11 protein-coding genes are annotated in these 14147 nt (G+C 65.2%); 4 read left to right on the top strand and 7 right to left on the bottom strand.

Features of this window, described 5'->3' with window-relative positions; translation table 11 throughout:
- Positions 1-87 precede the first annotated feature (87 nt).
- The 5 genes from QP997_RS04805 to trmB form a co-directional block, all read right to left on the bottom strand.
- On the bottom strand, positions 88-504 hold the full coding sequence (locus QP997_RS04805) for a DUF3054 domain-containing protein (protein WP_284846392.1): 417 nt from the start codon (positions 502-504) through the stop codon (positions 88-90).
- A 9-nt stretch (positions 505-513) separates the two neighbouring features.
- Positions 514-1635 (bottom strand): lysylphosphatidylglycerol synthase transmembrane domain-containing protein, encoded by a 1122-nt coding sequence (locus tag QP997_RS04800; protein ID WP_284846391.1) that lies wholly within the window; start codon positions 1633-1635, stop codon positions 514-516.
- A complete protein-coding gene (locus tag QP997_RS04795; protein WP_284846390.1) occupies positions 1635-4109 on the bottom strand; it encodes an MMPL family transporter in 2475 nt (824 codons plus the stop codon). Before QP997_RS04795 ends, QP997_RS04800 begins: the two co-directional genes overlap by 1 nt.
- Positions 4102-4848, bottom strand: a complete 747-nt coding sequence (locus tag QP997_RS04790) for an NYN domain-containing protein (protein WP_395889411.1) — start codon at positions 4846-4848, stop codon at positions 4102-4104. The genes QP997_RS04795 and QP997_RS04790 overlap by 8 nt, the downstream gene beginning before the upstream one ends.
- Positions 4849-4986: 138 nt before the next feature.
- Positions 4987-5835, bottom strand: coding sequence for a tRNA (guanosine(46)-N7)-methyltransferase TrmB (trmB, locus tag QP997_RS04785; protein ID WP_070758521.1), 849 nt, complete (start codon positions 5833-5835; stop codon positions 4987-4989).
- Positions 5836-5950: 115 nt separating this feature from the next.
- On the opposite strand from trmB, the gene QP997_RS04780 reads away from it, so the two are divergent.
- The 3 genes from QP997_RS04780 (at position 5951) to QP997_RS04770 (ending at position 9237) form a co-directional block, all read left to right on the top strand.
- Positions 5951-6805: a hypothetical protein gene (locus QP997_RS04780; RefSeq protein WP_148811534.1), complete on the top strand. Its 855-nt coding sequence runs from the start codon at positions 5951-5953 to the stop codon at positions 6803-6805.
- A gap of 3 nt (positions 6806-6808) precedes the next feature.
- Complete coding sequence (locus QP997_RS04775) at positions 6809-7189, top strand: DUF6802 family protein (RefSeq protein WP_284846388.1); 381 nt, start codon at positions 6809-6811, stop codon at positions 7187-7189.
- A gap of 227 nt (positions 7190-7416) precedes the next feature.
- Positions 7417-9237 (top strand): phosphoenolpyruvate carboxykinase (GTP), encoded by a 1821-nt coding sequence (locus QP997_RS04770; RefSeq protein WP_070758524.1) that lies wholly within the window; start codon positions 7417-7419, stop codon positions 9235-9237.
- A gap of 339 nt (positions 9238-9576) precedes the next feature.
- On the opposite strand, the gene ahpF is transcribed toward QP997_RS04770, so the two are convergent.
- On the bottom strand, positions 9577-11145 hold the full coding sequence (ahpF, locus tag QP997_RS04765) for an alkyl hydroperoxide reductase subunit F (RefSeq protein ID WP_284846387.1): 1569 nt from the start codon (positions 11143-11145) through the stop codon (positions 9577-9579).
- Between the two features lie 197 nt (positions 11146-11342).
- Complete coding sequence (ahpC, locus tag QP997_RS04760; protein WP_012359441.1) at positions 11343-11906, bottom strand: alkyl hydroperoxide reductase subunit C; 564 nt, start codon at positions 11904-11906, stop codon at positions 11343-11345.
- Between the two features lie 719 nt (positions 11907-12625).
- Between ahpC and QP997_RS04755 the strand changes: the two genes are divergently transcribed.
- A complete protein-coding gene (locus tag QP997_RS04755; protein ID WP_284846386.1) occupies positions 12626-14107 on the top strand; it encodes a YeeE/YedE thiosulfate transporter family protein in 1482 nt (493 codons plus the stop codon).
- The last annotated feature ends 40 nt before the right edge of the window (positions 14108-14147 follow it).

The following is a 14147-nucleotide window of genomic DNA, read 5'->3' as shown; positions in this document are numbered from 1 at the left end:
GTCACAGGATACTAGGCGCGCGAAACTAAGCTTCGTGCAAAATCCATGAAAAATCCCCCAAAAAGTTTCGGGGCAGGCGCGGAAGCTCTAGCTCTTTCGCGCCCGGAGCTGGGCGATTCCGCGCCAACCGAAGAGCAGCAGCGCGGACATCACTGTGGCCACCAGGATGAAGGACCAGTGCGGGATCGCCGAGTTGCGGATACCCCAAATACCCAACCCGACGATGAGGCTGCCCAGCCACACGAAGACCCCGGTGCGCAGTGCCCGGCCGGCGGCGCGGGCACCCGTGGCAAGTAGGATGCCCCAGACGATCGCCGCCCCCAGCATGAAGGGCCAGGCGGTGTCCAGCCAGCGCAGGACGCTGAAGCCCGAGCCGTCGTCGTGGGCCAGGCGCGCGAGCAGCGCGAAGATCAGCAGCGCCAGAAGATCCGGTACGGGCGCGAGAGCGCCGGAGGTTGGCGCGGTGGTGGTGGGGGCAGCAGCGTTGTGCGGGGCAGTAGACATGCCCTCAGCTTAGCCGGAGGTGGGGCCGGGGTTCTTGGGCGCTTCGGGGGAGGTCTTCGAGCCTGTACTCGGGGCGGCCTCAGCGGCTGCCTTCGAGGCGTCGGCCTCAGAACCCGGTGCCAGCTCGCGGGGGTTGGGCAGCTTCGCCACGAGGAAGGTGAACCAGCCCAAACCCACGAGGCCGACGAAGCTGAACATGCGGAAGACAATCACGGCGGCGAAGGCCTGCCCGGAGGTCAGCCCCGCAACCCCCACGAGGGTCGTGGTCAGCATGATGTCCACCGGACCCAGCCCGCCCGGGGTGATCTGCGCCTGCCCGACCAACTTGGCGGAGATGAAGCTCAGCACCACCCCGGCGATCGGCGCCTTCGCCCCCACCGCGTAGGTGCAGGCCAACAGGCAAATGATCTCCAGGATCCAGTTCAGCAGGGACCAGTTAATCGCCAGCGCGAGCTTCGGCAGCGGCAGCTCCACCGTCGCAAGCTGCTCGGAGAAGCCCGCGAGCTGCTCCACGTGCCGATCTTCCGGCTTCTTGCGCCAGCGGTTGAAAGCCCGCAGTCGGGCGATCAGCCAGTCCTCCACCTTCTTGGGGTTGCGAGCGGCCCAATTCGTTAAGGACGCCAACACCACCAACACCACAAGCGAGACAGCCAACGTGAGTGGGTTGACCTTCAGCCCGAGGAAGAAGACCGAGCCGATCCCCAGCAAAGCCATGCCCGCGCCCGCGAGCAGGCCGGAGAAGACCATGTACCAGCTGGCGATCACCGGGGTCGCACCCCACTTCAGCTGCTCCCGGAAGATCATCGCCACAGAGATGGCGGGCCCGCCGGGGAGGGATGCGGACCAGGCATTCGCGACCAGCCCCAGCACGTTGGCTGAGAGGCGCCGGACCTTGATACCCGCCGAGCGCAGCAGCACGACCATGACCTCCGCCTGCGCGAACATCGACAGCAGGACGGTCACGGCGGCGAGCAGCAGCCAGCGGTTATCGGCAGCCTTCAGCTCCTCCCACCCGTTTTCCAGGAAGTCGAAGTGGCGGTGCGCCATGAACGCGATGGCGGCGAGCACCGCCAGCGAGATGGCGATCCGGGTGAGGGGGGAGCGGAAGAAAGCGGAGGTCTTGGCGAGCACTAGTCCTGGCGCCCCTCCTCGCGGCACCCCTCTTCACGGTGCCCCTCCTCACGACGTCTCAGCTCCGCCATGAGTTTCTCGAAGGGTACGGTGCGCCCACGCTGCCCGGCATCCTCAGCCTCCGGCGCAACAGTCGGCTCAGCAGCAGCCTCGTTGTCTGTGTCGACGTCGCCCTCGTCGTCTGTCTTAACGTCTGGGAGTGGCTCCGGCAGGGGCTCCCGCTGGCCGGAGTGCTCCGGGGCGGTCTCGGTGGCGGCCCCACCGGCCGGGGCAGCAGCACCCGCCGCCGCAGGCGCGCCAGCACCCACCAGGGCCGGCTCGGCGGCACCCACGGCGACCGGGGAATCGGCGAGCTGCTCGTTGTGACCAACCTTCTCGGACAGCCGCTGTACCCAGCGGGGTGCCCACCAGTTGTCCTCGCGCAGCATGTGCATCACGGCCGGAACCAGCAACAGGCGGATGACGGTGGCGTCCAAAATGAGGGCCGTGATCATGCCGTAGGCGATGTACTTCATCATCACGATGTCCGAGAAGCCGAAGGCACCCGCGACCACGATCATGATCAGGGCGGCGGCGGTGATGATGCCGCCGGTATTCGCCACGCCGAAGCGGATCGAACGGTCGGTGCTCTCCCCGTGGGAGCGGGCCTCCACCATGCGGGAGACCAGGAAGACCTCGTAGTCCGTGGACAAGCCAAAGAGGATTGCCACGATGAGCACCAGGATCGGGCTCATCAGTGGGCCCGGGGTGAAGTTGAACAGGTCCGCGCCCACACCGTCGACGAAGAGCAGGGTCAGCACGCCCAGGGTCGCGCCGATGCCCAGCACGTTCATGATCACGGCCTTCGCCGGGATGATCAGCGAGCCGAAGACCAGCGCCATGAGCACGAAACTGACCACCACGATGTAGAGCATCATCCACGGCAGCTTGTCGAACAGGGCCTGGATGGACTCCTGCTCCATGGCCGGAGTGCCGGCGACCAGAACCTCGGCGCCCTCGGCATTCAGATCCTCCAGCTCCTCGACGATGCGCTTGTAGTCATCGCGGTCGGCGATGCCGGTGGACAGCACCGTCGTGTCGTCCTTCGTCGGCTGCGTGACGCGGAACGGACCAGTCAGCCCGGTGATGTCGTTGGCCTCCCGGTAGACCTGGGCCACCGCCTGCTGATCGCCCTGAATGACGAGCTTGATCGGGTCGGTGCGGAAGGCCGGGAACTTCTCGTCGAAGTTATTCTGCGCCACACGAGTGGTCTCGTTCGGCGGCAGGTAGGTCTCGTTGATTCCGCCGAACTTGATGCCAGCCATCGGGGCGGTCAGGCCCAGCAGCAGCGCGACCAGCAGGAAGGTCACGGCCTTGGAGTGGCGCATCGCGAAGGCCGGGATGCGACCCCAGATGGTGTTGATCTGCTCGTCGCGGGTGCGGGTCTTGTGCTTGCGCACCGCCCACTTATCGATGTTGTGACCCAGCATGCCGAAGATGCTCGGCAGCACCATCACGGAGAGCAGCGCAGCCAGGCCGACCGCGCTCATCGCGCCGAAGGCCACGGACTTCAGGAAGGCCTGCGGGAAGATCAGCAGGCCGGAGAGCGCGACGGCCACCATCGCCGCGGAGAAGACCACCGTCTTGCCGGCCGTCGCGGTGGTGTTTCGCACCGCGGTGGGAACGTCGCTGCCCTCGGCGAGCTCCTCGCGGAAGCGGGAGACCATGAACAGGCCGTAGTCGATCGCCAGGCCCAGGCCCAGCAGGGTGACGACGGAGATCGCGAAGACGTTGATCTGCGTGGTCGCCGCAAGCAGTGAGAGCACGCCCAGGGAACCGAGGATGGAGAGTACGCCCACCAGCAGCGGCATCAGCGCGGCGATCACGCCACCGAAGACGATGAGCAGCAGCACACCCACCGCCGGCAGGGCGTAGATCTCGGCGCGGGAGATGTCCCGGGACATGCCGGAGTCCAGCGCCCCGGCCACCGCGGTCTGACCCGCGATCTCCGTCTTCAGCCCCGGCACCTCGATCTTGGCCAGGTCATCCTCGATGGCGCGCAGGTTATTCAGGACGTCCTCGTCCTCACCCTTCATCGCCAGGGAAGCGAAGGCGGCGTCGCCCTCCGGGGTGGCCATTTGGCGTGGCCCGTTGGCCCAGTAGGAGTTGATCGTGCGGATGTTATCCGGGTACTTCTCCTCCAGGGCGGTCAGCTGCTTCGTTAGCGATTCCTTGACCTCCGGGGTGGTCACCGACTGCGGCTTGTCGCCCGTGACCAGCAGAATCACGTCGCCCGAGTCATCGCGACCGAAGATCTCCTCCTCGATCTCCTTCGCCCGGGTGGACTGCGAGCCGGGGTCGTCCCAACCCTCCTGGCTCAGCCGGTCGTCCAGCTGCGTGCCCACGGTCGCGAAGAGCGCGAGCACCGCCGCGATGATGACCAGCGGGATGACCCGGCGGAAACGGTAGGCGAAATTTCCCCAAGCGCTAAACATGGAAGTTGTTCTCCGAAGGGTTGTGGTGGTTGTTGTCCCTGCGCTCGGCAAGCGCAGTCAGCGGGCGGAAAGGCTGCAGCCAAGCGCCCTCGTCCGGCAGGTTGTCCAGGCTCACGCGCGGCAGCGGTTCGCGGAAGACCCCGGGGATATCCTCCAGGTCCACGAAACGCAGCTTCTCGTTGCCCAGCACCCAGGCGACATGCTCCCGGAAGCCGATCACGGTGACGGGGATGTCCTCGGAGAGTTCCTCCAGGGTCTCCCGGAAGTTCTGGCCATCCGCACTGGCAACGATCAGCCCGTCGAGAATGCCCTCCGAGTGACGGCGACGGATGAGGCCCAGCATGTCGGCGTCGACGTCCGAATCCTCGGTGATCTTGGGCTTGGCGAAGACCGCGAAGCCCACGTTGCGCAGGGCTTCCACCCAGGGTCGGACGACGTCAGCGCCACCGGGGGTGATGTTCGTGAAGACGGTCGCTTCGGGCTCGATCAGTTCCTCACCGCTGAGCCCGAAGTCCTCGTTGAGCTGCTCGGTTTCGTCGATAACCCAGCGGCCCACCGCGTCGAAGCGGGGACGGTGGGCGGCGGTGGGGCGAGCCCCCAGGATCGCGCCCAGCCCCATGTCGATATTCGGGGCATCCCACACCAACAGGAGGGTGGGGCGGGTCTCGGTGGCGGCACCGTAGGAGCGATGCTGCTCCCCGACGGTGGTGCCGGCACCGGAAGAAGAAGGACTAGTCATATGCGGGATAAATTGTGATGAAACGTTGTCAGCGGTGAGAAAACCACTTAAGGAAAATCTGGAATAGGGATCAATCCAAACTACCACCGGTTACCCCGCGTCCCTAGGAGCTATTTCCCAGGGAAGACTAACGAGCGGCTACTTCTTCGTCCACAGGTATTCCTTAATAGTGTGCTCCTTGCGCAGGCCCTTGTCCTCGAACTTCGTGAGCAGCTGGCGGTCCACCAACTGGCCGAGGTGACCGCGCCCATCGTCTGCTCCGCTGGCGAGCTCCTCGGGCCAACCGATGTATTCGAGCTGCGGCTCTGCGTTCACGAGCTCGTCGATCCACTCGGCGTACTCCGCGTGATCGGTGGCGATGTGCAGGATGCCGCCCGGGCGCAGCCGGCTGGCGATGAGGTGCAGCGTGCCGGTCTGCACGATGCGGCGCTTGTGGTGGCGGGCCTTGGGCCACGGGTCCGGGAAGAAGATACGCACCCCGGCCAGGGACTCGGGCCGGAACATGCGCTGCAGCACCTCCACGCCGTCGCCCTTGATCATGCGGATGTTCTCGATCCCTTCGCGGCTGACCGCACCGACGAGCTTGGCCAGGCCGGGGCGGTAGAGCTCGACGGCGACGATGTTCTTATCGGTCTCCAGCGGGGCCATCGCGGCGGTGGAGGTACCGGTGCCGGAGCCGATCTCCACGATCGTGTCCGCATGGCGGCCGAACCATTCATCCAGGTCGATGTACTGCTCGTTGACCTGCTCGTCGAGCTCCTTGCCAAGGCGCGGCCAGTTGGCTTCCCAGGTGGCCTCCTGGTTATCGGTGAGCGTGCCGCGGCGGAAGGCGAAGCTGGATAGCCGTGGGTAGTCGCGGCCGTCGTTGAACACCGTCTGAAGTGGGCGCCTGCCGGTGCCTCCGGTAACTTCCGGCGCCGGTGCGGAGTTTTCTTCCGAAAGGGCTTGCTGGTGGTCGTCCTGTGGGGAATTATTGGAGCTAGTCATCGTCATCATTCTTGCAGATGGTCTGGTTTTCCGGGAGTTTCGGCGTGGGGTACGCCGCCCGGGGCCTAAGGCGATGGGGGAGAGCCCGGGACAAGCCCGGGGAAATGGGGGAAAGATGAAGACTATTGCCGTGATCGGCCCGGACGAGGCCGAGGCGAAGAAGGTCGCCGAGCAGCTCACCGGGGTGCGGGCGGTGCCGGGGGCGGGGCCTGGGAAGGACATCGACGGGGTCGTCGCTGTCGCGGGGGAACCCACCGAGGAGGCCGTGGAGATTGTCCAGGCGGTCGCCCGCAACATCGGGGTGGTCGCGGTGCTCAGCGACCACCGCTGGCCCAACATCCCAGGGGTCCATGTTCTTGGCTCCCAGGACATCGCCGGCCTACAGCGGTTGATCGACCGGCTCTACGTGGACGCCAAGCAGTGGGAGCTGGCGGCGCGCCGGGCGGATCAACAGCGCCTCGAACAGGTCCGCGTGGCGATCCGGCTGCGGATGCAACGTTTCATCCGAGAGGGTTGCTCCGCCGCAGACCTGGGGGAAGCTGGCTCAGGCGGTCGCGAGCTAGCTCACCGGCGATTCCTGGCGGAGCTGCGGGTGGCGGTCTTAAGTCAAGGGATTTTGTGCCCGCCGGTGGATACCGCGCTTCCGCCGGCCGCCAAACCGGTGGAAGTGCCCGGCCGTGCCGCGCAACTGGCCACCCTGGCAGCTGGGGTGCTGGGCGCGGTCGGCCTGCTCTTCGCGGTGGGCCGGCTGGCGGGCTACCCGTGGTTGGGGCTCAGCCTGGGGCTGCTCGCGGCGGTGGCGCTGGGATGGTTCCGGCTCAGTGCGCAGCAGCGGGCTATCGACCAGGCTCAACGAGAGGCGGACTTCCGCCTGCTCCAGGAAGCGTGGAGCGCACAAGTTACAGAGACGATCACCCGCATGAACATACCGCGGGTAGCTGAGCAGCTGACGCTGCGAACGGGGGTATAAGGCATGGATTTTCTTGGCGATATCTTTTCCCATCTACCGGTGGAACCGGACGCCACGGGGAGGCAGGACATGGTCTTCTCCGTTGGTGGCTCGGAGTATGCCATCCCCAATCCGCAGGGTTTAGACTCCGCGACATTCACCGGCGAGGACGGCGTCACCACGGTCTCTGACCTGGACGGTGACGGGCACGTGGACTACGTCAGCAACGTCTCCTACGACGGCAAGTGGACAGCCTGGCGTCCTGATGGGGCGGCGGATGCGAAAGAAAACGGACAACAAATGAGTCAGCCTGTGGAGGGGGTGACCGAATCCACCCCCAATGAGGTGAGCAAAACCTGGGATGCCGGGCGCTGGGAATGTGTGGACCGGGGGGAGTGGGGCTAGTGTGGGGGGTGAAGAAAAACTCTGCGCATCAGCACTCATCAGCACGAATGAGCACCTCAGCGCCTGCGACGTGAATCTGTGCGTCGGGGCAGGGGACGCAGACTCGGTTGGAGTAGTCCACACAAAGGTGGGCAATTCCGGCTGATCCGTGAGTCTGGTCCCCACATCCGCTCTCAGAACCGATAGTGTTGAGCCAGAGAAATAGCCGAGCGTTAGGAAAATATTCGATGACCATCCGAGGGCTTGTCGGCGAGGCACCCACCAAGAACCAGGAGCTGCTGGACTGGATCGAAGAATCCGTAGAGCTGTTCCAGCCGGACTCCGTTGTATTTTGTGACGGCTCCGACGAGGAGTGGAACCGGCTAGCCGAGCAGCTGGTCGAGGGAGGCACTCTCATCAAGCTGGACGAGGAGGCACAGCCGAATAGCTTCCTCGCACGCTCCAACCCGGCCGACGTGGCTCGCGTCGAGTCCCGCACCTTCATCTGCTCCGAGAAGGAGGAGGACGCCGGCCCGACCAATAACTGGGTCGAGCCAGAGAAGATGCGCGAGGAGATGCGCCAGCACTTCTCCGGCTCCATGCGCGGCCGCACGATGTACGTCGTCCCGTTCTGCATGGGCCCGATCTCTGACCCGGAGCCGAAGCTGGGCATCGAGCTCACCGACTCCGCCTACGTCGTGATGTCCATGCGCATCATGACCCGCATGGGTGCAGAGGCTCTGGCGAAGATCGACGAGACCGGTCAGTTCGTCAAGGGCTGGCACAGTGTCGGCGCTCCGCTGGAGCCGGGCGAGAAGGACGTCCCGTGGCCGTGCAATGACACGAAGTACATCACCCACTTCCCGGAGGACCGCGAGATCTGGTCCTACGGCTCCGGCTACGGCGGCAACGCCATCCTGGCCAAGAAGTGCTACGCCCTGCGCATCGCGACCGTCATGGGCCGCGACGAGGGCTGGATGGCCGAGCACATGCTGATCCTGAAGCTGATCAGCCCGGAGGATAAGGCGTACTACATCTGTGCCGCCTTCCCGTCTGCCTGCGGTAAGACCAACCTGGCGATGCTGCAGCCGACGATCCCGGGCTGGCGAGCGGAGGTCGTCGGTGACGACATCGCGTGGCTGCGCTTCGGCGAGGACGGCCGCCTGTACGCCGTGAACCCGGAGAACGGCTTCTTCGGCGTGGCACCGGGCACCAACTACGCCTCCAACCCGGTCGCGATGAAGACCATGGAGCCGGGCAACACCCTGTACACCAACGTCGGCCTGACCGACGACAAGAACGTCTGGTGGGAGGGCCTGGAGAACAAGCCGGAGCACCTCATCGACTGGCTGGGCAACGAGTGGACCCCGGAGTCCGAGGACAAGGCCGCTCACCCGAACTCCCGCTACTGCTCGCCGATCTCCCAGTGCCCGACCGCGGCACCGGAGTACGACGACCACCGCGGCGTGCCGGTCTCCGCGATCCTGTTCGGTGGCCGCCGCGCGGACACCGTCCCGCTGGTGACCCAGGCCCGCGACTGGAACCACGCCACCTTCATCGGCGCGACGATGGCTTCCGGCCAGACCGCCGCTGCAGCCGAGGCAGCGGTGGGCTCCCTGCGTCACGACCCGATGGCCATGCTGCCGTTCATCGGCTACAACGCCGGTGACTACCTGCAGCACTGGATCAACATGGGCGAAAAGGGCGGCGACAAGATGCCAGAGGTCTTCCTGGTCAACTGGTTCCGCCGCGGCGAGGACGGCCGCTTCCTGTGGCCGGGCTTCGGCGAGAACTCCCGCGTCCTGAAGTGGATCGTCGACCGCATCGAGGGCCGCGTCGAGGCCGATGAGACCGTGGTTGGCTACACCGCTCGCTACGAGGACCTCGACACCGAGGGCCTCTCCGAGCCGGAGGAGGACATCCGCGAAGCGCTGAGCGTCCACCCGGAGGAGTGGGATCGCGACGTGGCCTCCAACGAGGAGTGGCTGAAGTTCCTGGGCCCGAAGGTTCCGGCCGAGGTCTGGGAGCAGCACGAGGCGCTGAAGCAGCGCATCGAGGCTGCCAAGTAAGCGCCTAGAAGCCTTCGCAAGAACGACGGCTCCCGCCCACTGGGTGGGGGCCGTTTTCTCGTGTTATAGGGGGGGCTTGCTGCGGGTAGGGCGGTAGCTCTTGGCGAGACCCCTGGATGCGGCTGTGCTGGCAGGTGATCGTCTGCCTAAGCACCGAAGGCAGAGCCCAGCACGCCCACCCTGCGGCTGCTCGCTAGCCTGCTAGCTGCTCGTCTGCCTAGGCGCCGAAGGCAGAGCCCACCGCGCCCACCTGTAGAAAGAACAACACCCCGGCGCCACCATCGCGGTGGGGCCGGGGCGGATGCTTAGCAGCCCGGGGTAGGGCTTAGTAGCGGAGCATTAGCCGATCGCGTTGTGCTCCCAGGCGGACAGGCCGGCGGTGGCACCGGTGCCCGTGGCGATCACGATCTGCTTGAACGGCACGGTGGCGCAGTCGCCAGCGCCGTAGACGCCCGGCACGTTGGTCTTGCCCTTGGCGTCGATGACGATCTCGCCCATCTGATTGAGCTCCACGCCGGAGCCTTCCAGCCACTTGGTGTTCGGCAGCAGGCCGATCTGGATGAACAGGCCCGAAAGCTCGAGGGTCTTGACCTCACCGGTGGTGCGGTCCTCGTACTTCAGACCCGTGACCTCCTTGCCGTCGCCGATGATCTCCTTCGTCGCGGCGGAAGTGACGATGTCCACGTTCTTCAGGCTGCGCAGCGTGTCCATGAGGACATCGTCGGCGCGGCACGTATCCGCGAACTCCAGGACGGTGAGGTGGTTGACCACACCGGCCAGGTCGATGGCGGCCTCGACGCCGGAGTTACCGCCACCGATGACGGCGATGTCCTTGCCCTTGAACAGCGGGCCGTCGCAGTGCGGGCAGAAGGAGACACCCTTGTTGCGGTACTCATCCTCGCCCGGAACACCCATGAGGCGCCAGTTCGCGCCGGTGGCGACGATGACCTCGCGGGCCTTGAGGGAGGCGTTCTCACCGAAGTGGACGGTGCTGAGCTCGCCGTCCTTGCCCGGGGTCAGGCCGGTTGCGGACTGTGCCTTGATGACGTCGATCTCGTAGTCGTTGACGTGTGCCTCGAGGTTCGCGGCGAAGGTCGGACCGTCGGTCTCCGGGACGGAGCTGTAGTTCTCGATGGACTGGGTATCCAGCACCTGGCCACCGAAGCGCTCACCGACGATGCCGACGCGCAGCCCCTTGCGGGCGACGTAGATCGCGGCGGTCGCACCAGCCGGGCCCTGGCCGACGACGAGGACGTCGTAGGGCTCCTTTTCGTTGAGCTTCGCGGCTTCGCGCTCGGCGTGGCCGTCGTCGAGGCGGGCGACGAAGTCCTGGATGTCCATGCGGCCGGAGGCGAACTCCTCGCCGTTGAGGTAGACGGTCGGGACGGCCTGGATGCCCTTCTCGTTGACCTCGTCCTGGAAGAGGGAGCCCTCCACCGCGGTGTGCTTGATCCGCGGGTTGATGACGGACATCGCGTTCAGCGCCTGCACCACGGTCGGGCAGTTCTGGCAGGTCAGGGACATGTAGGTCGTGAACTCGAAGTCCCCGTCCAGGGCTGCGACCTGGTCGATGAGGTCCTGCTCCTCCTTGATCGGGTTACCGCCGACCTGGAGGAGCGCCAGCACCAGGGAGCTGAACTCGTGGCCCATCGGGATGCCCGCGAAGCTCACGCCGATGTCGCTGCCTGCACGCTGAATGGTGAAGGAAGGCTTGCGCTCGTGAAGCTCGTCGTCCTGGCGGGCGGTGATGTTATCGGAGAGTGCCGCGATGTCCTCGAGCAGCTGCTTGAGGTCTGCGGACTGGCTGCGGTCGTCGAGGGAGTAAACGAGCTCGACCTTCTCGGTGATGCGGTCGACCAGCTGGCTGAGCTGGGACTTCAGGTTGTCGTCTAGGAGCTTCTTGGCCATGGTTAGCTGCCTCCTTCAAGGCGTGTGTGTAGTGCGGGGCCGGTATGGGCGGTGATTTATGAGTGCTTTATGGGGTGGCTCGGGCGTGTGGCGCGAAGCGACAGATAAGGGGAAAGGGCGGGCGGGCAGTGAGCCCGCCCGCCCTTAGCATTCGCGGCTGCGAGCTTGAGCCGCTTAAAAGATCTGGAAGCTAAAGGCTAGATCTTGCCAACCAGGTCGATGCCCGGGGTCAGGGTGTCCTGGCCCTCTTCCCACTTCGCCGGGCAGACCTCGCCTGGGTGCTCAGCGACGTACTGGGCAGCCTTGATCTTGCGGACCAGCTCGGAAGCGTCGCGGCCGATGCCCTCGGCGGTCTGCTCGATGTACTGGATGATGCCCTGCGGGTCGACCAGGAAGGTCGCGCGGTCGGCCTGGCCGACGCCCTCGCGCATGTTCTGGAAGTTGCGGGTCAGGTCGCCGTTGGAGTCGCCGATCATCGGGTAGTTGACCTTGCCGACCTCCTCGGAGGACTCGTGCCATGCCTTGTGCACGAAGTGGGAGTCGGTGGAGACACCGTAAACCTCGACGCCCATCTTCTGCAGCTCCTCGTAGTGGTCTGCGAGGTCGCCGAGCTCGGTCGGGCAGACGAAGGTGAAGTCGCCTGGGTAGAAGAAGAAGACGGACCACTTGCCGAGGACGTCGTCCTTGCTGACCTCGGAGAACTCACCGTTGTGGAAAACCGGGTTCTTGAAATCCAGAATCTCAGTGTTGATCAGAGACATATGAACTTCCTTCCTGCTTTGTCGCTTGAATTGTCTGCCCTGTGGTGACCGGGCGCACAGGCCGGTGGTGGCCTGCGGAATTCCCGGGGTGGGCATTCACTATTTAAGGGTACCTAGCTGCGGCGGGCTTCGCTGCCGTAGCTTCTGCTCATTAATATAGCAGAACCTTTTAATTATTCAAGCCCCAATAGGTGAGGGCTATAACAAGTCTTCACTTTGGAGCTCTGGGCGTGTCACTGCATTGCGGGTGGAGGGATGGCTGGGTTGTCGCGGCGCGCAGCGGGGGGCGAGGCAGATGCTCCGCCAGTGTCGTGTGCCTGCCGCGCGAGCAGTGTGTGCGGCACCATCACGCGAGTCCCGTCATATGACCGCCTTGTGTGTTTTGCAGAGTTTGGCGCCGGAAATTGATGGAAAAGCGACATCAAACTCTGCAAAACGGATCGGGGGAGTGAGGGAGTGGGATGGTGGGCGAGGTGAGCGGGTTGATGCGGGAGCTAGTAAATGGGTATCAGTCAGCGCCTGGTGGGGGGTGAATTGTGGACCGTTCGGTCTTCTTTGGCGGGGGTAAAGTTATGCCTGTTTACCTGCATGAATGGGGCCCATGGGGTAAAAACTAGACAGAACGGTATGCTTTGCTCTTTACAAACTTCCGGCGGGGCGCTAATGTTCCCGGCCATACATAGACAGATCGGTTCATTACTGACAGAAAAGAGAGTCACATGATCATCACCGGCCTCGCGCTCGGCGTGGTACTTGGATGGGTTATGCAACGTGGCAGGTTCTGCGTCACCGGCATGATCCGCGATATCTTCCTCAACAAGACATGGCGCGGCTTCACCGCCCTGCTGATCGTCATCGCCGTCCACGCCGTGGGCCTGGCGGCGCTGACCACCGCTGGGGTGATCACCCCGGATTACAAGGAATTCGCCCCGCTGGCCGTGACTCTCGGCGGCTTCCTCTTCGGTGCCGGCATCGTGCTCGCCGGCGGCTGCGCCTCCGGTACCTGGTACCGCTCGGCAGAGGGGCTCATCGGCTCCTGGCTGGCGCTCGTCTTTTACGCGGGTAGCGCCGCCGCCATGAAGGGTGGCGCGCTGAACTTCCTCAACGAAGGCCTGCGCAGCTGGACCCTGCCGCTGACCACCATTAACGCCTCCCTGGGGGTTTCCGTCTGGTGGCTGGTGATCCCATTCGCCATCGGCGTGGCCTTCCTGACCCGCCACTTCCTCGCCGAGGAGGCAGCCGCCCCGAAGATGGCCACCCTGAAGCCGAAGAAGACCGGCCTGGCGCACATCCTCGCGGAAAAGCCCTGGCACTTCTACCCAACCGCAGCCATCATCGGCGTGCTCGGCGTGATCGCCTGGCCACTCTCCGCCGCCACCGGCCGCAACGACGGCCTCGGCATCACCAGCCCGTCCTCCAACCTCTCCAAGTTCCTCATCAGCGGTGAAGACACCGTCGACTGGGGCGTGCTGCTGGTCCTCGGCCTGCTGGTCGGCGCATTCTTTGCCGCCAAGGCCTCCGGCGAGTTCCGCCTGCGCCTGCCGTCCGCTACCCAGGCCGTGCGCTCCGTCGTCGGCGGCGTCCTGATGGGTGTCGGCGCCTCCGCCGCCGGTGGGTGCACCGTCGGCAACGGCATGGTCCAGACCTCCCTGTTCAGCTACCAGGGCTGGGTTGCGCTGCTGTTCATCTCCATCGGCATCTGGGCGGCAGCCAAGCTGTGGCTCAAGCCCACCGACGCCGTCCCGGGGCAGAGCGCACAGCCGACGCAGAACACCCCGAAGGCTGACTCTGCTCCGACCGTCGCCGCACCGGCCGCGCAGTCCGCAGAGGCTGCCGACCTGCAGTCCGCCGGCGCCCAGTACGGCTTCCAGACCACCGGCGTGGCCCTCCTGGAGCGTCCTCAGATTGCGACGGCCGCCGGGTCGACGTCCGAAAACAGCGGCACCACGACCGGCCTGGAGCTGGTCGGGGACCGTACCTACAAGCTGGACTCCCTCGGCGCGGTCTGCCCCTTCCCGCTGATCGACGCCAAGGCTGCCATCGCACAGCTTCAGGTCGGCGACTCCCTGCAGATCGACTTTGACTGCACCCAGGCCACCGACGCCATCCCGCGCTGGGCGGCCACTGACGGTCACAAGGTGACGAACTTCGAGCAGACCGACGAGGCTGGCTGGACGATCACCGTCAAGAAGGGTGAATAGTCCGCTAACGGCACCGAAAAACTAAATAAAAACCTCAGGG

The sequence above is a fragment of the Corynebacterium sp. MSK039 genome, assembly GCF_030232315.1.
GTDB lineage: Bacteria > Actinomycetota > Actinomycetes > Mycobacteriales > Mycobacteriaceae > Corynebacterium.
The sequence above is the reverse complement of the archived record's forward strand: the minus strand, read 5'-3'. Positions and strand labels throughout refer to the sequence as shown.

Bases quoted from the DNA above. Each gene is read 5' to 3' on its own strand.
- QP997_RS04805 (WP_284846392.1), bottom strand. From the start codon at position 504: ATGTCTACTGCCCCGCACAACGCTGCTGCCCCCACCACCACCGCGCCA.
- QP997_RS04795 (WP_284846390.1), bottom strand. From the start codon at position 4,109: ATGTTTAGCGCTTGGGGAAATTTCGCCTACCGTTTCCGCCGGGTCATC.
- QP997_RS04790 (WP_395889411.1), bottom strand. From the start codon at position 4,848: ATGACTAGTCCTTCTTCTTCCGGTGCCGGCACCACCGTCGGGGAGCAG.
- trmB (WP_070758521.1), bottom strand. From the start codon at position 5,835: ATGACTAGCTCCAATAATTCCCCACAGGACGACCACCAGCAAGCCCTT.
- QP997_RS04780 (WP_148811534.1), top strand. From the start codon at position 5,951: ATGAAGACTATTGCCGTGATCGGCCCGGACGAGGCCGAGGCGAAGAAG.
- QP997_RS04775 (WP_284846388.1), top strand. From the start codon at position 6,809: ATGGATTTTCTTGGCGATATCTTTTCCCATCTACCGGTGGAACCGGAC.
- QP997_RS04770 (WP_070758524.1), top strand. From the start codon at position 7,417: ATGACCATCCGAGGGCTTGTCGGCGAGGCACCCACCAAGAACCAGGAG.
- ahpF (WP_284846387.1), bottom strand. From the start codon at position 11,145: ATGGCCAAGAAGCTCCTAGACGACAACCTGAAGTCCCAGCTCAGCCAG.
- ahpC (WP_012359441.1), bottom strand. From the start codon at position 11,906: ATGTCTCTGATCAACACTGAGATTCTGGATTTCAAGAACCCGGTTTTC.
- QP997_RS04755 (WP_284846386.1), top strand. From the start codon at position 12,626: ATGATCATCACCGGCCTCGCGCTCGGCGTGGTACTTGGATGGGTTATG.